Here is a 22,452-nt window from a genome sequence, read left to right on the forward strand (position 1 = left end):
GGGAATAGGAACGAAAATTATGGAAAAAATCAAGAGTTTTTGCGTCAACCACAATAAACTGAAAAAGGGAATGTACCTGTCCCGGGTGGACGGGGATGCTGTGACCTATGACATCCGCATGGCGGTGCCCAACAGCGGATGCTATCTCGAAAACGCTGGTATACACACCTTTGAGCACTTGTTTGCCACTTATGTCCGCAACTCAAAATTTTCTGACTCAGTGATTTACGCGGGCCCCATGGGCTGTCGGACCGGATTTTACTTCATTGTAAGAGACCGTGTTTCTCATAAAGAGGCAATCGCCTTGGTGCGGGATGCCTGCAGGTTTATCGCTGACTATAAAGGGGAAATCCCCGGCGTCAGCGCCATAGAATGCGGTAATTATTTGGAGCACGACCTGCAAAAGGCCAAGGCCTATGGTGCGGATATGTGCAAAGTGCTGGAAAATTGGACCGTGGAGCAGCTCCAATACGAAGTGTAAGGAAGTGATAACGATGGACGACCGTGCCTATTGGATTTGGCTTTCTCTCTGCTTTTCCTACGGCAGCGGGAAACCGCAGCAGCTGGCGGAAGCAGAGGATATTATTTCCATTTATGAAAACCGTGAGACCATCTGCGAATCCGTTGATTACCTCACGCCTCGGGACGGGGACAGGCTTCGGAAAATTTCTCTCGAGCGAGCTCAGTTGATTTTAGAACGCTGTGATGAATTAGGCGTACGAGTGGTGCCCATAAGCGATCCCGGCTACCCCGAAAAGCTTCGTCATGTATACGGCGCGCCTTTGGTGCTCTATGTCCAGGGGAACATTTCCTATTTAAATGATACTCCGGCCATCACGGTGGTGGGTACCAGAGAGGCCTCCGACTACGGAAAGAGCGTTACTGGGAACCTGAGCTACCAGCTGGCCCTGGCGGGGGCTGTTGTCGTTAGCGGATGCGCCGTGGGTATCGACGAATACGCCCATAGGGGTGCCTTAAAAGCAGGAGGTAGAACTGTCGGTGTTTTGGGCTGTGGCCACGACATCGATTATCCGGCGAAAAATAAAAGGCTCAAACAGGAAATCCTCAACCGAGGAGGGGCGCTTATCGGCGAACTCCCGCCAGGAACCTCTGTAAACGGCAAGTATTTTCCCGTTAGAAACCGGATTATGGCGGGACTAGCAAACGGGGTGCTGGTCACTGAAGCCCCTGTTAAAAGCGGAGCACTCATCACCGCCCGGCTTGCCAACGACCTTGACCGAGATGTTTTCTGCGTGCCGCCCTACAATATTTACGATACGAGATACACCGGCGTCGTTCCGCTTTTGCGGGAGGGCGCTAAAGCTGTTTTTGACGTGACCGATATTTTGGAAGAATATACCGTCCAATATGAGGGAAGGCTTGATTTGGAGCGGCTGGAAAGACCGGCCATCACCGTCACCGGCGGCGAACCGGAACTGAAGGTGGCGAGCGAAAGCGTCTACCGCAGTTCCCAAAAGACGGTTCCCAAAGGCGCTGACGTCCCCAGAGAGAAACCGCCTGCTCCCCATGGCCTGACAGAAAAGCAGAAGGCGCTGTACGAAATCCTGACTGTTGAGCCCATTCACGCGGACGATTTGGCCCGCGAAGTGGGATGGGAAATATACGAGATTCTGTCCGTTTTGACCGAGCTGGAGCTGCTGGAACTGGTCACCGCTCATTCAGGCAGGAGATATTCTCTGGCATAAATCGCCAAACAGCAGCATAGTGTCTGCTGAACAACAAGCGCATGCCGTTTGCTGTTCAGCAACCATTATGTAATGAAGAAAACCAATTGGAGAAATGAGAAAGGTTTGATTGAATGTCAAATTTGGTAATTGTGGAGTCGCCTGCAAAGGCGAAAACCATTAAAAAATATTTGGGCAAAAATTACGAGGTCGTGGCGTCCATGGGACATGTCCGCGACCTTCCTAAGAGCACCCTGGGTGTGGATGTGGAAAACGGCTTTACCCCGAAATATATTAACATCCGCAAGCAGTCCGACACCATCAAGGCCTTAAAGGATGCGGCCAAAAAGTGCGATAAAATTTATCTGGCGACTGACCCCGACCGGGAAGGAGAGGCTATTTCCTGGCATCTGGCGAACCTGTTGAAATTGGACGTGGCCGCTAAAAACCGGATTACCTTTAACGAAATTACCAAAACCGGCGTCAAGGAGGGCATGGCCCATCCGCGCCAGATCGACATGGACTTGTTTGACGCCCAGCAGGCGCGCCGGATTTTGGACCGTATCGTGGGCTATAAGCTAAGCCCTTTTCTTTGGAAAAAAGTGCGTCCAGGCCTTAGCGCCGGGCGCGTCCAGTCGGTGACGGTGCGCATTATCGTGGATCGAGAGAACGAGATTCGCAATTTTGTACCGGAAGAGTACTGGAGCATCGACGCGAAACTTTTGGCGAAAACCTCCAAAAAAGCCTTTGGCGCAAAATTCTACGGCAAAGACGGCAAAAAGATGGAGCTGAAAACCAAAGAAGAAACCGATGAAGTCCTCTCCCATATCCGGGATGCCGCTTTCACCGTTTCCGGAATCAAAACCGGCGTCCGTAAAAAGTCCCCTGCGCCGCCCTTTACCACTTCTACCATGCAACAGGAAGCTTCCCGTAAGCTGGGCTTTCAGTCCCGGCGGACGATGAAAGCGGCTCAGGAGCTTTACGAAGGCGTGGAAATTCCCAAGATGGGGGCGGTAGGTCTCATCACCTACATGAGAACCGACTCCCTGCGGATATCCAACGACGCCCGGGAGGCGGCAAACGCTTATATTGGGGAGAAGTACGGCGACAATTACCTGCCGCCGGAGCCCCGGGTCTATAAGACCAAAAACAACGCCCAGGACGCTCACGAGGCCATCCGTCCCACTATGCCGAACCTGACGCCGGAGCAGTTAAAACCCAGTCTCACCGGCGATCAGTATAAGCTTTACAAGCTAATTTGGGAGCGTTTTATCGCAAGTCAGATGGCAAATGCTGAGTACAACACCGTTTCGGTGGACATCGACGCCAACGGCTATAATTTCAAATCCAGCGGCTTTACCGTCAAGTTCGACGGCTTTACCGTATTATACGTCGAGGGAAAAGACGAGGAAGAGGAGAAGGAGGGCGCTCTGCCTCCGCTTGTGAAGGGCGACGTCCTCAAAGTCCAGAGCTTGGAGGGCAACCAGCACTTTACTCAGCCGCCCCCACGGTTTACCGAGGCTTCCCTCATCAAGATTTTGGAGGAAAACGGCATCGGCCGTCCCTCGACCTATTCGCCAACTATTACGACAATTTTGGCTCGCAACTACATCGAGCGGGAAGGCAAGCAGCTGAAACCCACCCAGTTGGGAGAAATCACTACCCAACTGATGAAAGACCACTTCTCTTCTATCGTAGACGAGAGGTTCACCGCCCAGATGGAGAGCAATCTGGACCTGGTGGAAGAGGGAAAGAAGCCCTGGGTCAAGACGTTGGAGGAATTCTACGGCGGCTTTGCCAAAACCCTGGAGGACGCGGAAAAGAATCTGGAAGGCACCTATATGAAGGTGCCCGATGAGGAGACCGACGTTGTCTGCGAAAAATGCGGACGCAATATGGTCATTAAAAACGGTCGCTTTGGGAAATTCCTGGCCTGTCCCGGCTTCCCCGAGTGCCGCAATACCAAGCGGATCGTCGTAGAGACCCCAGGCACCTGCCCTCTGTGCAGCGGCAAGATTTTGGAGAAAAAATCCAAAAAGGGCAAAAAATTCTACGGCTGTGAACACAATCCAGAGTGCTCCTTCCTGTCCTGGGATGCTCCCATTGAAGAAAAATGCCCCAAATGCGGCAAAAGTCTCTTGAAAAAAGTGGGGCGGGCAGCAAAAATCTACTGCTCCAATTCCGAGTGCGACTATGAGCGCAAGGATACGGAAAAATAGACGTCTCCGTGGGGCGTTTACCAAATATCTTAAAAAAGGAGTCCCTATGAAGGCAACTGTCATCGGGGCGGGACTTGCCGGCTGCGAAGCCGCAAATATCCTTGCCTCCTATGGAATCCAGGTCGACTTATACGAACAAAAACCGGAAAATTATTCCGCCGCTCACAAATACCCCGGGTTTGCCGAGCTTGTCTGCTCCAACTCCCTGAAAGCCTCCCGATTAGAATCGGCTTCTGGTATGCTCAAGGAAGAGATGCGTTTGCTTCATTCTCTGATCGTTCCCTGTGCGGAACAAACAGCGGTGGCGGCGGGGGGAGCGTTGGCGGTGGACCGGGAGCGGTTTTCCAATCTCGTCACCCAAAAAATTCGGGAAAACCCGCTGATCCACATCATTGAAAAGCAGGTCACAAGCCTTGATTTTGACGGCCCCGTGGTGGTGGCGACAGGGCCTTTGACCAGCGATAATCTGGCTCAGGTGATTTTGAGCTTTACCGGCAGCGAGCACCTGAGTTTCTATGACGCGGCGGCCCCCATCGTCACAGCGGAGAGTGTGGACAGGAGTATCGCCTTTGCCGCCTCCCGCTACGGCAGGGGAGACGACGATTATTTAAACTGCCCCATGAATAAAGAAGAATACGAGGCATTTTTGGAAGCTCTGGTCCAGGCGGAGAGCGTCCCGCTCAAGTCCTTTGAGCAGGAGCATTTCAAGGTCTACGAGGGCTGTATGCCCATCGAAGTCATGGCAAAGCGGGGTTCCGACACCATCCGGTTCGGGCCGCTGAAGCCTGTGGGGCTTATTGACCCGCGGACAGGGCACCGTCCCTGGGCGGTGGTGCAGCTTCGCAAGGAAAACGCCGAAGGAAGCTTATATAACATCGTCGGCTTTCAGACAAACCTCAAATGGGGGGAGCAAAAACGGGTTTTTTCGATGATTCCCTCCCTTCAAAACGCCGAGTTTGTCCGGTACGGCGTTATGCACCGCAACACCTTCCTCGACTCGCCCCGCTGCCTGAACCGGCACTTTCAGATGAAGAAAAATCCGTCCATCTGGTTTGCGGGGCAGCTCACCGGCGTGGAAGGGTATGTGGAATCGGCGGCCAGCGGCCTCATTACAGGGCATAATCTGGCCCGGACGATGCTGAATCTGCCCCTCATAGAGCTTCCCCGAGAGACCATGCTGGGGGCCCTGTCCGACCACATCAGCGACGATACCAAATCCGATTTTCAGCCTATGGGGAGCAATATGGGAATCCTTCCACCATTGCCCCAGCGGATCAAAGATAAAAAAGAGCGCTACCGCTTAACGGCGGAGCGGGGAATTGACGCCCTTCAAAAGGCGCTCAAGGCCATCAATTTTCAATAGTGTAGAGTATCCTTGCGGAAAGAAGGAAAATTTATGAAAATTATTGTAGACGGTTTTGGCGGGGACAACGCCCCCTTAGCGGTGCTCCAGGGCTGCGAACTGGCGGTGAAGGAGTACGGAGTCGACCTCCTCGTCACTGGCGACGAGGAAATCCTCAAAAAGACGGCCCGGGAAAACAACATTTCTCTGGATCGGATCGCCTTTTATCACGCCCCCGGTGTCATCGGCATGGAGGACGAGCCCACCGCTCTTTTAAAGGAAAAATCCGACTGTTCTATGGCAGCCGCTTTTAACCTCCTCAAAGGGGGAGCGGGGGACGCTTTTGTCAGCGGCGGCAGCACCGGTGCCATCGTCATCGGTGCGAATTTCATCGTCAAGCGGATAAAAGGCATTAAACGGGCGGGGCTGGCCACCGTTATCCCCACCATCAATGGATGCTACATGCTTATGGACGCAGGGGCCACTTTGGACTGCAAGCCGGAAACCCTCACCCATTTCGGCATGATGGGCAGTATTTATATGAATAAAATCATGGATGTCCGGGAGCCCCGGGTAGGCCTTGTTAACGTGGGGACCGAGGACACCAAAGGCGGCGAGCTTCAGCAGGGGGCCTTTTCAATGATGCAGAACGCTCCCATGAACTTTATCGGCAATATTGAAGCGAGAGACATTCCGGCGGGAGTAGCCGACGTGGCGGTGGCGGACGGCTTTACCGGAAACGTCATTTTAAAGCTCACCGAAGGACTGGGCTCCATGTTCTCCAAAAAAATCAAGGATATGTTCATGGAGGGCTTGGGCGGCAAGCTGTCAGCCGTGATGATGATGGGTAAAATCAAGGATTTCAAAAAATCCATGGACTACACTGAATACGGCGGAGCACCTTTGTTGGGCGTGATGAAACCGGTCATCAAAGCACACGGCAGTTCCAACCCCAAGGCGTTTAAAAACGCCATCCGGCAGGCGAGGGATTTTGCCGAACGAAACCTCATCGGTGAAATTGAGGCGGCTGTCCAACAGATGAAAAATGCAGGCGAAGAATAAAACGAAGGAAGGGTACGGCATTGGAACTGGAAGATAAAATTGGTTATCAATTTAAAAACAAGAATTTGCTTTTGCAGGCGCTGACCCACTCTTCCTATGCAAACGAGGGAAAAAAACACGGCCGCAACAACGAACGGTTGGAGTTTTTGGGGGATTCGGTACTGTCGGTCATTGTCGCGAAGCACCTCTTTCTCAAATACAAGGACATTCCAGAAGGGGAGCTGACAAAACTCCGGGCAAGCCTTGTCTGCGAAAAGGCGCTGGATGTGTTCGCCCAAAAGCTGGGGCTGGGGGAGTACCTCCGTCTGGGAAAAGGGGAGGAGATGACCGGCGGGAGAAGTCGGCCCTCTATTTTAGCCGACGCCTTTGAAGCGGTGATCGCGGCTCTTTATCTGGACGGCGGTTACCAGGCGGCTCAGAAGTTTGTTTTGAGCTTCATCCCCGAGAATTTGGACGTAAAAAGCGCCAATCAACTGGCGGATTATAAAACGACCCTCCAGGAAATCATCCAGCAAAACCGGGAGGAAAAAATTGAATACGTCCTGGCTGATGAGAAAGGTCCCGACCACGCCAAGGTGTTTACCGCCGAGGTGCTCTTAAACTCCAACGTCATCGGCGTCGGAGAAGGAAGCAGCAAAAAGCAGGCCGAGCAAAACGCCGCCAGAGAAGCGTTAAAGCTCATGGGTTACGACTTTTAGGGGGCTTTTATGAGCCACAGCAACATTGCCATTTTCATCCCGCATAAAGGCTGCCCCCACGCTTGCAGTTTTTGCGATCAGAAAAGTATTTCCGGGGAACAGAAGCAGGTGACGCCTTTGGATGTCCGCAGGGAACTAGCGGAGACCTTTCGTCGCCCTCTGGACGGAAAAGATACTGAAATTGCCTTTTTTGGCGGCAGTTTTACCTGCATTCCGCGGAAAGAGATGGAAGCATTTTTAGAGGAAGCCGCCCCCTATGTGCAAGCAGGCAAAGCTTCCGGTATCCGTATTTCTACCAGGCCGGACGGCATCTCGGAAGAAATTTTACACGTCTTGAAACGCTATGGCGTCCGCTCCATCGAGCTGGGGGCCCAAAGCTTGGACGACAGTGTTTTGCGGTTAAATCGGCGGGGACATACGGCGGCACAGGTGGAAAAGGCGGCGGGACTCATCAAAGAATATGGATTTTCTTTAGGCCTTCAGATGATGGCGGGCCTGTATGGAGACCGTAAAGAAAGTCTATACGAGACGGCGGAAAAAATCATCGCCCTAAAGCCCGATACGGTGCGGATTTACCCGACGGTGGTCATCGAGGGGACATATCTTGACGAGCTGCGGCGAAAGGGGCTTTACAGTCCGTTGCCGCTTCAGCGCGCGGTGGAACTTTGCGCTCCTTTACTTTGGCGGTTCGAGCAAAGAGGCATCCGGGTCATACGGGTGGGACTGCACGCTTCGGAGACGTTGGAACGTCGGCGGACAGGGGGCGCTTACCATCCCGCCTTCCGGGAGCTGTGCGAGAGTTTTCTTAAACGGCGGCAGTTGGAGGATAAATTACGGCAGTTTCCCGCGGGGAGTGAAATTTTGGTTCGAGTTCCGGCATCGGAACTCTCCAAAACCATTGGGCAAAAGAAAGCGAACATCATTTGGGCGGAGCAGATGGGATACCGGCTGACGGTGCGCTCGGATCAGTCGGTCAAAAAAGGAGAATTGAAGGCAGAACTGTTGCCTTCGCAAACATTATAAATAGAGAGCTAGGCCTCGCTGGAAAGGAAACGGTGCAGATGCGTTTAAAAGCATTGGAGATACAAGGGTTTAAATCCTTCCCTGACAAGACAAAAATTAGCTTTAATCAGGGGATGACGGCGGTGGTCGGCCCCAACGGAAGCGGTAAAAGTAACATCAGTGACGCTATGCGCTGGGTCATGGGGGAGCAGTCCACCAAAACCCTTCGCGGCGGCAAGATGGAGGACGTGATTTTCGCCGGTACCGCCAAACGTAAGCCCCAGGGCGCGGCGACTGTATCCCTGAGCTTCGACAACAGCGGGCGGGAGCTCTCGGTCGAAAACGACGAAGTGACCATCACGAGAAAATACTACCGCTCCGGCGACAGCGAGTACCTCATCAACGGGGAGCAGGTGCGGCTGAAAGACGTAAACGAGCTGTTTATGGACACCGGCCTCGGAAAAGACGGATATTCGATGATCGGGCAGGGTAAAATCGCCGAAATTGTCGGCGCAAAGAGCAAGGAGCGCCGGGAAATCTTTGAAGAAGCGGCCGGAATCTCCAAATACCGCTACCGCAAGGCGGAGGCAGAGCGAAAGTTAGAGCAGGCACAGGAAAACCTGTTGCGGCTTTACGACATTTTGGGCGAGCTGGAAGGCCGGGTGGAGCCTCTGCGTATCCAGTCGGAAAAAGCGGCCCAGTTTATCGAACTGGCTGACCGGAAGAAATCTCTGGAAGTTTCCCTCTGGCTCAAAACCCTGGACAAATACAAGGCGGCTTTAAAGGCTCAGGAAAATAAATACCTCATTGCCAAAGGGGACGAGGAGCGCCTCGCTTTAGAGATCGAGCGGATCGAGGAAAAAATCAGCGGCGCCTACGAGCAGATGAAGGACTGCCTTGTCAAAAGCGAGGAATACCAGAATATCAAAAGCAACCTGCAAAACCGCATCGGTGAGCTGAAATCCGAAATCGCCGTCAAGCAAAACGACATCCTCCATAACGAGGAACATATCGCCCGCGTCGAGGAAGAACTTAAGCGCCAGCAGGAAAGCGACGCCGAGGCTGAGGCGGAAATCGCCGCCAAAGAGGCCCAACTTTTGAAAATCAAGGCTGATTTAGACGCCCTTTTTATCGAGCGGGAGGAAAAACAGCAGGAGCTCCAGTCGCTGACCCAGCAGGGGGACGAATTTGATTCCCGTTTGCAGGCGTTAAACGCAGAGGGAAATCAAATTGTACTGGATTTGTCTCGCTATAACATGACGGTGCTAAATCTCGAAAACCTCTCCGCTGATGAGCAGCAGAGGCTCCACAACGCCCAGCAGGAGGCTTCTACGCTGGAAGCCCAGCTTCAGTCCGAGCAGGAGACAATGACCGAATTAAAAGGGCTTTTGGAGGAAATCAAGGGCAAAAAGGGCGGGCTTTCCAACGCCCTCTCCGGCCTGACCATGAAGCTCAAATCCCGGCAGGAGAAGTACGAGGCGAGCCGGCAGGAGTATGCGGCCCTCGACCTGTCAGTGAAAGAGAAACTCCAGAAGGCAAAGCTACTGACGGATTTGGAACAAAACCTCGAAGGCTTTGCTTTTAGCGTCAAAACGGTGATGAAAAGCGCCAAGGACGGCGCTTTACGCGGTGTACACGGCACTGTCGCTCAGCTTGTGAACGTCAAAAAAGAGTATTCCGTGGCGGTGGAGACCGCTTTGGGAGGCGCTTTGCAGCAGGTGATCGTCGAGGACGAATCAGCGGCGAAAGCGGCGATTCGATTGCTTTCCGAGCGCAAAGCGGGAAGGGCAACTTTCTTGCCCCTTACATCGGTGAAGGGGAACCTTTTGGATGTGCAGGGCCTTTCAAACTACGGCGGTTACGTGGCGCTGGCCTCGGAGCTTGTCTCCTACGACGACAAATATGCGGGTATCGTCTGCTCTTTGCTTGGGCGTATTGCCGTGGTGGACGATTTAGACACGGCAATCGCCATTTCAAAAAAATACGGCTACAAATTCCGCATTGTCACTTTGGACGGTCAGCAGGTCAACGCCGGCGGAAGTTTCACCGGTGGTTCCGCGGCGAAAAATCAGGGGATTTTGAGCCGTAAAAACGAGGCGGAGCAGTTAAAGGCTGAAGCAGGACGGTTAAGCGAACAGAAAGCCCTGATGGAACAGAAACTCCGGGAAATGTCAGAGCAGATCCGCTCATTACAGGCGCAGATCGAAGGCACAAACTCTGAGATGATTGTCGCAAACGAGGATCAACTCCGGTTTTCAGGCGATTTGCAGCGGTATGAGCAGAGCCGCGTCCAGCTTTTGGGCCGACAGGAACAGCTTTCTGCCCAGACGGCGGAAAGCCGCCGCCGCATCGACGAGTCTGCTGCTGGGATTGCCGATGCCAAGGAACAGGTCGAGGCGCTTTTGAAGCGGCAGGCGGCCCTCAAAGAGGAACTGAGCGGGTTTGAGGGAAGCCAGGGAGACCTGACCCTCAAACGGCAGGAACTGTCCGAGGCGCTCAACCAGTTGGCTCACCGGGAAATCGAATGGCAGAAGGATGTGGAGGCTATTTCAGCGACCACCCATGAACTCCGTTCCCGCAAGCAGAAGTCCGAAGCGGAAAGGGCGGCTCTGGAGGCGCAAAAAGAGGGCTATATTGCTGCTGTGGAAGAACTAAAGCAGTCCATCGCCGCCCGAGAAAAAGACGGCGAGACCTTTGCTTCCCAGATTTTGGAATACGATCAGAAGATCAAAGCGGTATTGGAAAAACGCCAGCAAATCGAAGGGGAGACCACGAAATTTAGAGCCGAAGAGCGGGAAGTTTCAGCTAAGAAAGAAGCGGCGGCCGGGGAACTGGCCCGGCTGGAAGAGCAAAAACTCTCGGCGCAGAAGGACTACGACACCATTATCGCAAGGCTCTGGGAGGATTACGAGCTGACCCGCAGCGAGGCATCCGCCATCGCTGTGGAGATCGAAGACCAAAACGCCGCCCAGAAAGAGCTGAATTCCATCAAGAACAAAATCAAGGTGCTGGGAACGGTCAATCTCTCCGCCATCGAGGAATACAAGGAAGTTTCCGAGCGGTACGAGTTTTTGAAGGAGCAGGTAGGAGACGCTTCCCGTTCCAAGGACGAGCTGACCCGGTTGATTGCGGCCCTTACCAAGGAGATGGAGACCATCTTCTCAGAGAACTTTCAGAAAATCAATGAGAATTTCAGCCGGATATTCGTCGAGCTGTTTGGCGGAGGTAAGGCGAGCCTCACCCTCAACGACCCGGACGATATTTTAAATTCCGGCATCGAAATCAACGTCCAGCCGCCGGGAAAAATCATCAAAAATCTGGCCTCTCTGTCAGGCGGCGAGCAGTCTTTTGTGGCCATCGCCATCTATTTCGCCATTTTGAAGGTGCGCCCATCGCCTTTCTGTGTGCTGGACGAGATCGAGGCGGCGCTGGACGACGTAAACGTCAATAAATACGCGAGCTACCTGCGGATGCTCAGCGACAAGACCCAGTTCATTATGATTACCCACCGGCGGGGCACCATGGAAGAGGCAGACGTCCTCTACGGCGTGACCATGCAGGAGGAAGGCGTTTCAAAGCTCCTCGAATTGAAGGTTTCGGAGATTGAAGGCAAGCTGGGCGGCGAAAAAGGGGCCTAAACCACGAATTTTTACAAAATCAACACAACTTTTTGGAACCTTTCATCTGTCCCTATGGTATGGTGAAGATTCCGAAACAGGATGGGTGAAGCAGATATGAAAACCATCGAGATGCATCTGCTTCCCGCGCCCTTTGAGCAAATCAAAAGCGGGAAAAAGCAGATTGAAATCAGGTTATACGACGAAAAGCGCCGGAAAATTTGCGTGGGTGATACCATTGTTTTTTCAAAGCTGCCGCACAAGACGGAGCAGTTGACAACGGTAGTGACGGACCTCAGCTGTTTTCCCACTTTTCGGATGCTTTTGGAGGCATTTCCGGCAGAGCAGTTCGGCTTTGAAAACGTCACCATGGAGGAAATGCTCGAAGAAATCTACGAAATTTATCCCTGTGAGCGGGAACGGCAATGGGGCGTGTTGAGCATCCACTTAAAATGCGAATAACAAAGAAAAGCGAGTGAAATCATGGGATTTTTCAGTAAAATTAAAGAGGGCCTCCAAAAAACCAAAGAGTCGATGATGAGCAAGGTGGACGCAGTTTTAAACTCCTTCACCAAAATCGACGAGGACTTTTTGGAAGAACTGGAAGAAACCCTCATCATGTCCGATGTAGGGGTTTCCACCGCATCCGACATCTGCGAAAAACTGCGGGCGAAAATCAAGGAGACCGGGGCCACCGACCCACAGGAGGTCAAGGGGCTTTTAAAGGAGATCATCTCCGATATGCTCACTGAGGAAGAACCTTTCCATATGGACACCCAGCCGTCCATCATTTTTGTTATCGGCGTAAACGGCGCGGGAAAGACCACCACCATCGGCAAGATGGCGGCCAATTTCAAGTCCCAGGGCAAAAAGGTGCTCGTGGCGGCGGCGGATACCTTCCGTGCGGCGGCCATCGACCAGCTGGAAGTCTGGACTCAGAGAAGCGGCGTCGACCTTGTGAAGCATCAGGAGGGGGCCGACCCGGCGGCAGTGGTATTCGATTCCATTGAGGCCGCCAAAGCTCGTCATGCCGATGTGCTGCTTATCGACACAGCCGGACGGCTCCACAACAAGAAAAACCTTATGGACGAGCTCCACAAGATGTTCCGCATCGTCAGCCAGAAGGCGGAAGGCTGCGACGTAGAGGTACTGCTGGTTTTAGATGCCACCACCGGCCAAAACGCAGTAAGCCAGGCGGAGCTGTTTAAAGAAGCCGCCGACATCACCGGCATCGTTCTCACAAAACTGGACGGCACCGCCAAAGGCGGCATTGTCATCGCCATTAAAAACCATTTGGGCCTGCCGGTGCGCTTTGTAGGCGTGGGCGAAAAAATAGACGATTTGCAGCCCTTTGTACCACAGGACTTTGTAGAGGCGCTGTTTGAATAACGAGAGTCGATCGAAGGGCGGCTCCCGTCACATTTGAAAGAAAAGGATTATTCGTATGGATATCATTATCGCGACCAACAACGCCCACAAGGTGGAGGAGTTTAAACGCCTCCTCACCCCCATGGGCTATGAGGTTTATTCCTTGAAGGACAAGGCAATTCAGGTTGAAATCGAGGAAAATGGCAGCACCTTTGCTGAAAACGCTATGATTAAGGCGCAGACCATCTACGATATGGTGCATCTGCCTGTTATTGCCGATGATTCCGGCATCTGTGTCGACGCGCTGGACGGTCGCCCCGGCATCTACTCCGCCCGGTATGGCGGCGAGGGCCTTGATGACCACGGCAGAAACCTGAAACTTTTGGAGGAACTTCAAGGTGTTACCAATAGGACAGGCCGCTTTGTCTGCTCCATCGCTTATATTGACGCCAAAGGTGAAAAACACAGCTTTGAGGGCATCTGCGAGGGTGTAATCGGCTTTGAGGAAAAGGGAGAAAACGGTTTTGGATACGACCCATTGTTTTTGGTGGGGGAGAAAAGTTTCGCCCAGTTGAGCGGCGCTGAAAAAGACGCTTTGAGCCACCGGGGAAAAGCCAACCGCCTGCTCTGCGCTTACATCGCGGAGCAAAAGTAAGATAGAAGGAGACAGATATGTTAAACAGTAAACAGCGGGCAAAGCTGAGAGGAATGGCCAACGGCCTGGAAACCATCTTGCAGGTGGGGAAGGGCGGCATCAACGAAAATGTCGTCAAACAGGTGGTTGACGCGTTATATGCAAGGGAACTCATCAAAATCCGGGTGCTGGAAAACAGCATCTACACTGCCAAGGAAGCGGCTGCCGAATTGGCGGAGGCTGCTCAATGCGAAGTGGTGCAGGTCATGGGCAGCCGTGTGACGCTTTATAAGCCTAATCCCAAAGAGCCAGTTATCAATCTGGACGCATAAGGAACGTTATGAAGAAAATTGGATTATTTGGAGGGACTTTCAACCCGGTGCACAATGGGCACCTCAATTTATTACGGCAGGTGCAGGCTCAGATGCAGTTTGATGAACTGCTGCTGATTCCCTCCCATCTTCCTCCCCACAAAGAGGCCTCCGATCTGGCGTCCGGCAAAGACCGGCTCCAGATGCTCGCGCTGGCTGTCGAGGACATTCCCGAAGCGGGCGTCTGCGACATCGAGCTGCACAAAAGCGGCAAAAGCTATACCATCGAGACGCTCAGGAAACTGCGGCGGCTTTTTCCCACGGCGGAGTTTTACTTTATCGTCGGCACCGACATGCTTCTCACCTTTGATGAGTGGAAGCAGTGGCGTGACATCTTAAAGCTCGCCTATCTGGTGGCGTCGAGCCGGGACGAGGGCGAATATGAGCGTCTTTGTGAGAAAGCACAGAAGCTGGATCGGGAGCGGATCCTTGTCCTGAAAACCCAACCGTTTCCCCTGTCGTCTACCGAAATCCGCAGAAAGCTCAAAGCAGGGGAGGACGTGGCGGAGCTGCTGCCGCCCAAAGTTTTACGATATATCGAGCAAAAGGGGTTATACCGATGATACCATGGCAGGAATATGATACGCTGCTCCGGCAAAAACTTTCCCCCAAGCGGTACGAGCACTCCATTGCCGTAATGGAGCGTGCGGTGGAGCTTGCCAAACGCTATGGAGTGGATGTCGACAAAGCGAGACTTGCCGGGCTTCTTCATGACATCATGAAGAACGAGGACAAAATTAATTTGTTGCAATTCATTGGTAACTCTGATATACTTTTATCAGTTGCAGAAAAAAACGGCCCGCCGCTCTGGCACGCTATCGGAGGGTTTTTGTATGCCCGCGACGTATTAAAGATAGAAGACGCGGACGTTTTAAACGCGATCCGGTATCACACAACCGGAAGGGCCAATATGTCGCCTCTTGAGCAGGTGGTGTATCTGGCCGACCTCACTTCCTCTGATCGGGATTACCTCGATGTGGAGGAAACGAGGAAGCGTTCCGAGCAAAGCCTCCACATCGGAATGCTTTATTCCATCAATTTTTTAATTTGTGATTTGGTGAAAAGGGGAAACATGCTGCATCAGGACACCGTTGACTGTTACAACGAGCTGATTGCCCAGGAGTTGAATAAAAATGGCAAAAAAACAGAAAGATAAGAAAGCAAAGAAAAAGCTGTCCTTGATGGACCGGATACTGACTATCATTTCGGTGATTCTCATTGTAGCATCGGTAGGCTCTATCGGTTATGTAGCCGTTATGAACTGGCAGCCTTTAAGCGAGCTCGACCAGGAAGGAAATGCCGCCAGCATTGATGACGATATCCAAAACGATGTCAATATCAAGAAAAAGGTGACCAATTTCCTAGTCACCGGCATTGACTATGCTGAGGGCACCGGGCGGGCCAAGCTCACCGATGTCATTATGGTGGTTAGTTTTAATATGGAGACCAATGAAATCAATATTTTGCAGATTCCCCGCGATACTTATATCGGAACAGAATATCCTACCGGAAAGATCAACGCGGTTTACGGCAATAAGAATAAGGGCGGCATCGAAAATGTGGCCCGGGTCATCTATGACCGGTTCAGACTTCCCATCGATCACTATGTCACCATTAATATGGACGGTTTTGTCAATGTGGTCGATGCTATTGGCGGAGTAGAGGTAAACGTTCAGGAATCCTTTACTCTGGAAGGCGTGACCATCAAGCCGGGCCTTCAGACGTTGGACGGAATTAAGGCGGAGAAGTTTGTCCGCGAACGTCACAGCCGCGGCGGCGACATCGGCCGCATCAACGGCCAACGGGAATTTATGGCAGCACTTGTCAAGAAGCTGAAAGGGCTTTCCTTGGGAGAGCTGACCTCTTTGGCTCCCACTCTGATGAAAAACGTTACCACCGATATGAATGTCAAGACTCTTCTCGCCTTTGCGGAAAAGGCGATGAAATTGGATATGGATAACATGAAGTTCCACATGGTAGCCGGTGAAGGTGCCACCATCAACGGATATTCTGTCTGGACGGTGCATAAAGAGGTGCTGGCTCAGACCCTTAACGATAACTTCCGCCCCTTCAGCGATCCGGTTCCCGCATCGGAGCTGAACATCACCGAGGTGCGGAATACCACAAACTACTACGATAATAACGACGTTACTGTCGATGATTTGCTGGGTAGCGGAAGCTCCAGCAGTGCGAATTGATTACAGGAGGATATTGTTTGAAAGCAAGCTTTCAAACATGAAGTTTTGGGCCTTTGCCATAAAATAGGCCAAAACATCTGGAAAGGAATGTTGATTTAATTGGATTCAAAAGCTTTAATGGAAAAAATCGTAAGTATCCTCGACAGCAAAAAGGCACAAGACCTAAAGGCAATTAAAATAGGGGATCTCACCATTTTGGCGGACTATTTTGTCATCGCCACGGGAACCAGTTCTACTCAAGTAAAAATGCTCACCGATGAGGTGGACTATCAGCTGGGACAGATGGGGATTGAGCCGCATAAAATCGAGGGTTATCGTTCGGAGAACTGGATCGTCCTCGATTACACCGACGTCATCGTCCACATCTTCCATACAGAGACGAGAGAGTTTTACGGTCTCGAACGGCTTTGGGCCGACGGCGAGCAGGTGGATATCTCCCATTTGCTGACAAAATAAATTTTCTGGCGCGTTTTTGACCACGTATATTCAATAAAAGGGGTTACTGAGTAATGAAAAGCAGATATGATTTCAAAGCCATTGAGCATAAATGGCAGAAATACTGGGACGACAACAAGACTTTTAAGGCGGAAAACGACTATACAAAGCCCAAATACTATCCGCTGGTGGAGTTCCCCTATCCCTCGGGACAGGGCCTTCATGTGGGACACCCCCGCCCTTACACCGCCCTTGATATCGTGGCGAGAAAGCGTCGTCTGGAAGGTTATAACGTCCTCTATACCATGGGATGGGACGCGTTTGGCCTGCCCACTGAAAACTATGCTATCAAAAATAAAATCCATCCGGAAATTGTCACCAAACAAAACGTAGAGCGGTTCAAGGGACAGTTAAAATCCTTGGGACTTTCCTTCGACTGGAATCGGGAGATTAACACCACCGACCCCAATTACTATAAATGGACCCAGTGGATTTTCATCAAGCTGTTTGAAGCGGGACTTGCCTACAAGAGTGAGATGAACGTCAACTGGTGCACTTCCTGCAAAGTCGTATTGGCCAACGAAGAAGTGGTTGGCGGCGTTTGTGAACGCTGCGGCGGCGAAGTGATTCACAAGGTAAAAAGCCAGTGGATGCTGAAAATTACCGAGTACGCCCAGCGGCTTTTAGACGATTTGCAGGATGTGGATTATTTTGACCGCATCAAGGCTACCCAAGTAAACTGGATTGGCCGTTCCACCGGCGCGGAAGTAGACTTTGGCACCACCGCGGGCGATAGTCTCAAAGTGTATACCACTCGTCCGGACACCCTGTTCGGCGCTACTTATATGGTTTTGGCCCCTGAGCATCCTTTTATCGAAAAATGGGCCGACAAGCTCACAAATTTGGACGAAGTGCGCGCTTATCAGCAGGAAGCCTCCCGGAAATCCGACTTTGAGCGCACCGAACTCAACAAGGAAAAGACCGGCGTGAAGCTTCAGGGCGTTATGGGGATCAATCCGGTCAACGGCAAAGAAATTCCCATCTTTATCTCCGATTACGTTCTCGTGAGCTACGGAACCGGCGCTATCATGGCGGTGCCTGCCCACGATACCCGTGACTACGAGTTCGCCAAGGCTTTCGATCTGCCCATCATCGAGGTGGTGCAGGGCGGTGACGTCACAAAAGAAGCCTTTACCGACTGCGAGACCGGCATTATGGTGAACTCCGATTTCCTCAATGGCCTGTCCGTCGAGGAAGCCAAAGAAAAAATCAAGGAATGGCTCCAGGCAAACGGCAAGGGCGTTCCCAAGGTGAATTACAAGCTTCGTGACTGGGTCTTTGCCCGTCAGCGCTACTGGGGCGAACCCATTCCTATCGTTCACTGTGACGACTGCGGTTACGTGCCAATTCCGGTGAGCGAACTTCCTTTAAAACTCCCCGAAGTGGAGAGCTATGAACCCACCGACGACGGCCAATCTCCTTTGGCAAAAATCACCGATTGGGTCAACACCACCTGTCCCAAGTGCGGCAAGCCCGCCAAGCGGGAAACCGACACCATGCCCCAGTGGGCTGGTTCGTCCTGGTACTTCCTCCGCTACTGTGATCCGCACAACGACGATTTTCTCGCTTCTAAGGAAGCTCTCGACTACTGGATGCCGGTAGACTGGTACAATGGAGGTATGGAACACACCACCCTGCACCTTCTCTATTCCCGGTTCTGGCATAAATTCCTCTATGACATCGGCGTGGTCTCCTGTAAGGAGCCCTATCAAAAACGTACCAGCCATGGTATGGTTCTCGGTGAGGACGGCCAGAAGATGAGTAAATCCAGAGGCAATGTCGTTAATCCAGATGAAGTCATCGCTGAGTACGGCGCCGACACCATGCGGCTTTACGAGATGTTTATCGGCGACTTTGAAAAAACCGCACCCTGGAGCAACAAGAGTATCAAGGGCTGTAAGCGTTTTCTTGACCGTATCTGGTCGCTGCAGGAAAATGTCATCGTCGGAGACAGCTACCGCAAAGAGGTTGAAACCATTTTCCATCAGACCATCAAAAAGGTTTCCGAGGATATTGAAACCTTGAAATATAACACAGCTATCGCCGCCATGATGTCGCTCTTAAACGCCATTGACAAGACCGGTTCTATCAATCGGGCGGAATACCGTGACCTGCTGATCCTCTTAAACCCCTTTGCTCCTCATATTACGGAGGAAATCTTTGAGCTCATGGGCTTTAATGGCCCTATTACCTCCCAGAAATGGGTGACTTACGATGAGGCAAAATGCAGGGAGTCCACAGTAGAGATCGCAGTACAGATTAATGGCAAGATCAAAGCAAAAATCAACGTGGCCGCAGAAATTTCTTCTGAGGATGCCATTGCGCTGGCTAAGGCCGATGAAAAAGTCAGCAGTGAACTCAATGGAAAAACCATCGTCAAAGAGATTTATGTCAAAGGCAAATTGGTCAACATTGTTGCAAAATAATGGGCCTTAGCGGCAAATTAATTTTGTGGGAGAGAAATCGGTATTTCCTATTGACATTGCACAAGAGTTTGCTGTATAATATATAGTACAAATGTTGGTTTTGCAAGTGGATTCGCCTTGAAAAGGGCCCGTATGAAAGCGGGAAGAGGTTCTCTTTGCAAAGCAAATCACAGTGGCGGAACCGGCTTTTAGACCTCTGCCTCTGAGGCAAAGGGAGGGAATATGATGTCTGAAATCAGAGTAAAAGATAATGAATCTCTGGACAACGCTCTCAAGAGATTTAAAAGATCTTGCGCGAAATCTGGTGTTCTCGCGGAAGTCCGCAAAAGAGAGCATTACGAGAAACCTTCTGTTAAGCGGAAAAAGAAATCAGAAGCGGCAAGAAAACGTAAGTATAAATAATTTACGTAATTTAAAAGCGGGCGTGATGCTCGCTTTTTCGTTTGTATGGATTTTTTATTAGGAAAGTGCAAACAATAGCGGTTGTTCTTGGATGAACTTAGATGTTTGACTAGTTTTTTATGGTCTAGATAAAGGTCCTTCGTATTTGTACTAAAAATTTTACACCGAAATTTATTTCTTTCGCCCAATGAAATGGGTGAATTTGCAGTAAAACGCTGCGAACTGCAACATATTAAAAGGGATGGAGATTTTTATGGCGGTATTTCAGCCAACGGAGATATTCAAACACATCACCGATATTCCGCTTTCCTTTTTTGTGGAGCATGATATCAAAGCTGTTATTCTCGACGTGGACAACACCCTCACTTCCCACAACAATCCAGTTCCGGCAGAGGGCGTGCTCCAATGGCTCAAACAACTGAAAAACTGCGGGTTTGAGGTGGCAATTCTTTCTAACAATAGTCGGAAAAGAGTTGCCCCTTTTGCCAAAAAGCTAGGTCTCGACTATGTTTCTCGGGCTTGTAAGCCTCTAACTTTTGGCGTAACCCGGGCCTGCAAAAAATACAGTCTACCGCCTCAACAGGTGGCTTTAATCGGCGATCAAATTTTCACTGATATCATGGGAGGAAATCTGAAGGGTGTCTGTACAGTTTTAGTAGAGCCCTACGAATTGGAGCAGGGTTGGTTTTTCCGTTTAAAGCGGAAGCTGGAAAAACCAGTCTTGCGCAAATATCGCCGCCTTTCCGGGAAACCCTAAAAGAAAATGATGAGCGGGAGAATTCTATGAAGATTCGATTTGGTACAGCTGGCAAATCCGACAGTTTTGACGTTTTAGGCTTTAAAAAGACTACAGATATTCCTGCCTATTTGCAACAGTTTGGACTCAATGCTTTTGAATATCAATGTGGCAGAGGCGTACGGGTCAATGAGGCCGCTGCGAAACAGCTGGGGGCAGACGCCCAGGAAAAAGATATCGTTTTAAGCCTTCACGCGCCCTATTATATTTCTCTTTCGTCCCTGGAAGAGGAGAAGCGTCAAAACAGCGTCCGTTACATTGTGGACAGTGCCAAAGCCGCGGAACTGATGGGAGCTGACCGTATTGTTGTCCATTCCGGTTCCTGTGGGAAACTCAGCCGGGAAGAGGCGCTCACACTTGCAAAAGACACTTTACAGAAGGCTCTCAGCACATTAGATGAGCTTGGACTCGGCCACATCACCGTCTGCCCTGAGACTATGGGGAAGGTGAATCAGCTGGGAAACCTTGACGAGGTGCTTTCCCTCTGTGAGCTGGACGAACGACTTATTCCCTGTATCGATTTTGGGCATCTTTATGCCCGTACCTTCGGGGGAATCCAGGGCAAAGAACAGTACCGGCAAATTCTCGACGCGGTTGAAAACCGTTTGGGCCGCAGCCGGCTCCAGGTATTCCATTCCCATTTTTCCCGGATTGAATACACTGAAAAAGGTGGGGAGAAATGCCATCTTACCTTTGCAGATACTGTTTACGGGCCTCCTTTTGAACCGCTGATGGATTTGGTGGCCGAAAAAGGACTAACTCCGCGATTTATTTCCGAGTCAGCGGGAACACAAGCGGAGGACGCCAAAACCATGATGGAATACTACGAAAACATCTTGAAATGACGGACAAGGGACAGCCCCTTGGGAAAGGACATCTATGAAAAAGCATATTTTAGTTATCCACGGGCCCAATCTAAATTTGCTCGGCGAACGGGAAGTAGGCGTTTATGGAAGCGAATCCTTTGATTCCATCAACAGGGAAATCCAGGCTTTTGCCGAAAGTCTGGGGCTTTCCTGTGAGATTTACCAGTCGAACATTGAAGGGGAAATTATCGATAAAATTCAGAAAGAGCGTCAGCATTACGACGGTATTGTCGCCAACATGGGGGCTTATACCCACTACAGTTACGCTATTCGGGACGCTATTGCCAGCGTGAAAAAGCCTTGCATAGAGGTGCATATGTCCAATGTCCACAACCGCGAGGAGTTTCGAAAGATTTCGGTAATTGCCCCGGTCTGTGCCGCCCAGATCAGCGGCTTTGGAAAATATAGCTATCTGTTGGCCATCGAGGGACTTAATAAGCTGATCTAGCCTCAATTTTCCAGCTCATTACCTCAATTGAGGGCGGAATTTGTAAAAAAATCGGTAATTTTTCTCAAAACAACGGATTTGAGGGACTTTTTTTGATTTTTCTATTGCAAAAACGCCGGAATTACGGTAAACTGTTAAATGCAGAGGTTTCTGTCCTTGCGGCTCGAAACCCTTTTCTTTGTTTATAGGTGCGCCCTGCCTCTGCGGGGATTGCTAACCCATAGAGATTCAAACAAAATGGAGGTTTATCAATGATATCAGCAGGTGATTTTAAAAACGGCTTGACCTTTGATATGGACGGGGAAGTCATGCAGATTGTCGAGTTCCAGCATGTAAAACCCGGTAAAGGAGCAGCTTTTGTCCGCACCAAGATCAGAAACGTTGTTACGGGTGCAGTGACGGAAAGAACCTTTAACCCTACGGAAAAATTCCCTCCCGCTTTTGTCGAGCGCAGAGAGATGGAGTACCTGTACAATGACGAGCATCTGTACTACTTTATGGATACCGAAACCTATGAACAGGAAGCTATCGATGCCAAAAATCTCGACGACAGTTTTAAGTTTGTCAAAGAAAACATGACGGTTAAGGTTTTATCTTATAAAGGCAAGGTGTTCGGTGTAGAAGCTCCCAACTTCGTCACCCTCCAGATCACCAAGACCGATCCGGGCTTAAAAGGCAATACCGCGACGAATGCCACCAAGCCCGCTACTCTGGAAACCGGGGCTGAGATCAAGGTGCCCCTGTTTATTGATGAGGGAGAGATGATCAACGTGGACACCCGCACGGGTGAATATATGTCCCGTGCATAATTTTTAAAGCCCAG

General features: G+C 51.1%; 22 protein-coding genes. All 22 read left to right on the forward strand.

Annotated features, from left to right (window positions below; translation table 11 throughout):
* The first annotated feature begins 19 nt into the window (after positions 1-19).
* The 22 genes from H8710_RS00615 to efp all read left to right on the forward strand — a co-directional run bounded on the left by H8710_RS00615 (position 20) and on the right by efp (position 22,438).
* The gene (locus H8710_RS00615; protein WP_249293451.1) at positions 20-481 is read left to right on the forward strand and encodes an S-ribosylhomocysteine lyase; all 462 of its coding nucleotides are present in this window, start codon (positions 20-22) and stop codon (positions 479-481) included.
* Between the two features lie 13 nt (positions 482-494).
* Positions 495-1,706, forward strand: coding sequence for a DNA-processing protein DprA (dprA, locus tag H8710_RS00620; protein ID WP_249293452.1), 1,212 nt, complete (start codon positions 495-497; stop codon positions 1,704-1,706).
* A gap of 113 nt (positions 1,707-1,819) precedes the next feature.
* A complete protein-coding gene (gene topA, locus H8710_RS00625) occupies positions 1,820-3,904 on the forward strand; it encodes a type I DNA topoisomerase (protein ID WP_249293453.1) in 2,085 nt (694 codons plus the stop codon).
* Between the two features lie 46 nt (positions 3,905-3,950).
* Complete coding sequence (gene trmFO, locus H8710_RS00630; RefSeq protein WP_249293454.1) at positions 3,951-5,267, forward strand: methylenetetrahydrofolate--tRNA-(uracil(54)-C(5))-methyltransferase (FADH(2)-oxidizing) TrmFO; 1,317 nt, start codon at positions 3,951-3,953, stop codon at positions 5,265-5,267.
* A gap of 33 nt (positions 5,268-5,300) precedes the next feature.
* Entirely contained in the window at positions 5,301-6,308 is a 1,008-nt protein-coding gene (plsX, locus tag H8710_RS00635; RefSeq protein ID WP_249293455.1) for a phosphate acyltransferase PlsX, read from the forward strand.
* Positions 6,309-6,328: 20 nt separating this feature from the next.
* On the forward strand, positions 6,329-7,006 hold the full coding sequence (gene rnc / locus H8710_RS00640) for a ribonuclease III (protein WP_249293456.1): 678 nt from the start codon (positions 6,329-6,331) through the stop codon (positions 7,004-7,006).
* A 9-nt stretch (positions 7,007-7,015) separates the two neighbouring features.
* Positions 7,016-8,029 carry an elongator complex protein 3 gene (locus H8710_RS00645; RefSeq protein WP_249293457.1) on the forward strand — a complete coding sequence of 338 codons (1,014 nt, stop codon included), beginning with the start codon at positions 7,016-7,018 and terminating at the stop codon, positions 8,027-8,029.
* 38 nt (positions 8,030-8,067) lie between these two features.
* Positions 8,068-11,646, forward strand: coding sequence for a chromosome segregation protein SMC (gene smc, locus H8710_RS00650; RefSeq protein WP_249293458.1), 3,579 nt, complete (start codon positions 8,068-8,070; stop codon positions 11,644-11,646).
* Between the two features lie 81 nt (positions 11,647-11,727).
* Positions 11,728-12,087 (forward strand): ASCH domain-containing protein, encoded by a 360-nt coding sequence (locus H8710_RS00655; RefSeq protein WP_249293459.1) that lies wholly within the window; start codon positions 11,728-11,730, stop codon positions 12,085-12,087.
* A gap of 21 nt (positions 12,088-12,108) precedes the next feature.
* Entirely contained in the window at positions 12,109-13,014 is a 906-nt protein-coding gene (gene ftsY / locus H8710_RS00660; protein WP_249293460.1) for a signal recognition particle-docking protein FtsY, read from the forward strand.
* A 55-nt stretch (positions 13,015-13,069) separates the two neighbouring features.
* Complete coding sequence (gene rdgB / locus H8710_RS00665) at positions 13,070-13,648, forward strand: RdgB/HAM1 family non-canonical purine NTP pyrophosphatase (protein ID WP_249293461.1); 579 nt, start codon at positions 13,070-13,072, stop codon at positions 13,646-13,648.
* Positions 13,649-13,665: 17 nt separating this feature from the next.
* Positions 13,666-13,959 carry a ribosome assembly RNA-binding protein YhbY gene (gene yhbY, locus H8710_RS00670; protein ID WP_249293462.1) on the forward strand — a complete coding sequence of 98 codons (294 nt, stop codon included), beginning with the start codon at positions 13,666-13,668 and terminating at the stop codon, positions 13,957-13,959.
* Positions 13,960-13,967: 8 nt separating this feature from the next.
* A complete protein-coding gene (gene nadD / locus H8710_RS00675; RefSeq protein ID WP_249293463.1) occupies positions 13,968-14,561 on the forward strand; it encodes a nicotinate (nicotinamide) nucleotide adenylyltransferase in 594 nt (197 codons plus the stop codon).
* A complete protein-coding gene (gene yqeK, locus H8710_RS00680) occupies positions 14,558-15,154 on the forward strand; it encodes a bis(5'-nucleosyl)-tetraphosphatase (symmetrical) YqeK (RefSeq protein ID WP_249293464.1) in 597 nt (198 codons plus the stop codon). The genes nadD and yqeK overlap by 4 nt, the downstream gene beginning before the upstream one ends.
* Positions 15,132-16,196: an LCP family protein gene (locus H8710_RS00685; RefSeq protein WP_249293465.1), complete on the forward strand. Its 1,065-nt coding sequence runs from the start codon at positions 15,132-15,134 to the stop codon at positions 16,194-16,196. The genes yqeK and H8710_RS00685 overlap by 23 nt, the downstream gene beginning before the upstream one ends.
* 99 nt (positions 16,197-16,295) lie before the next feature.
* Entirely contained in the window at positions 16,296-16,652 is a 357-nt protein-coding gene (gene rsfS / locus H8710_RS00690) for a ribosome silencing factor (protein ID WP_346727079.1), read from the forward strand.
* Positions 16,653-16,705: 53 nt separating this feature from the next.
* Positions 16,706-19,117: a leucine--tRNA ligase gene (gene leuS, locus H8710_RS00695; protein ID WP_249293466.1), complete on the forward strand. Its 2,412-nt coding sequence runs from the start codon at positions 16,706-16,708 to the stop codon at positions 19,115-19,117.
* A gap of 225 nt (positions 19,118-19,342) precedes the next feature.
* Positions 19,343-19,519 carry a 30S ribosomal protein S21 gene (rpsU, locus tag H8710_RS00700; protein ID WP_249294676.1) on the forward strand — a complete coding sequence of 59 codons (177 nt, stop codon included), beginning with the start codon at positions 19,343-19,345 and terminating at the stop codon, positions 19,517-19,519.
* 253 nt (positions 19,520-19,772) lie between these two features.
* Positions 19,773-20,276 carry a YqeG family HAD IIIA-type phosphatase gene (locus H8710_RS00705; protein WP_249293467.1) on the forward strand — a complete coding sequence of 168 codons (504 nt, stop codon included), beginning with the start codon at positions 19,773-19,775 and terminating at the stop codon, positions 20,274-20,276.
* A 26-nt stretch (positions 20,277-20,302) separates the two neighbouring features.
* Positions 20,303-21,160, forward strand: coding sequence for a TIM barrel protein (locus tag H8710_RS00710; protein ID WP_249293468.1), 858 nt, complete (start codon positions 20,303-20,305; stop codon positions 21,158-21,160).
* Between the two features lie 34 nt (positions 21,161-21,194).
* A complete protein-coding gene (gene aroQ / locus H8710_RS00715; RefSeq protein ID WP_249293469.1) occupies positions 21,195-21,629 on the forward strand; it encodes a type II 3-dehydroquinate dehydratase in 435 nt (144 codons plus the stop codon).
* 251 nt (positions 21,630-21,880) lie between these two features.
* On the forward strand, positions 21,881-22,438 hold the full coding sequence (gene efp, locus H8710_RS00720) for an elongation factor P (RefSeq protein WP_249293470.1): 558 nt from the start codon (positions 21,881-21,883) through the stop codon (positions 22,436-22,438).
* Positions 22,439-22,452: the final 14 nt, after the last annotated feature.

This window comes from Fumia xinanensis, from assembly GCF_014384905.1.
GTDB classification, from domain to species: Bacteria; Bacillota; Clostridia; order Oscillospirales; family Ruminococcaceae; genus Fumia; species Fumia xinanensis.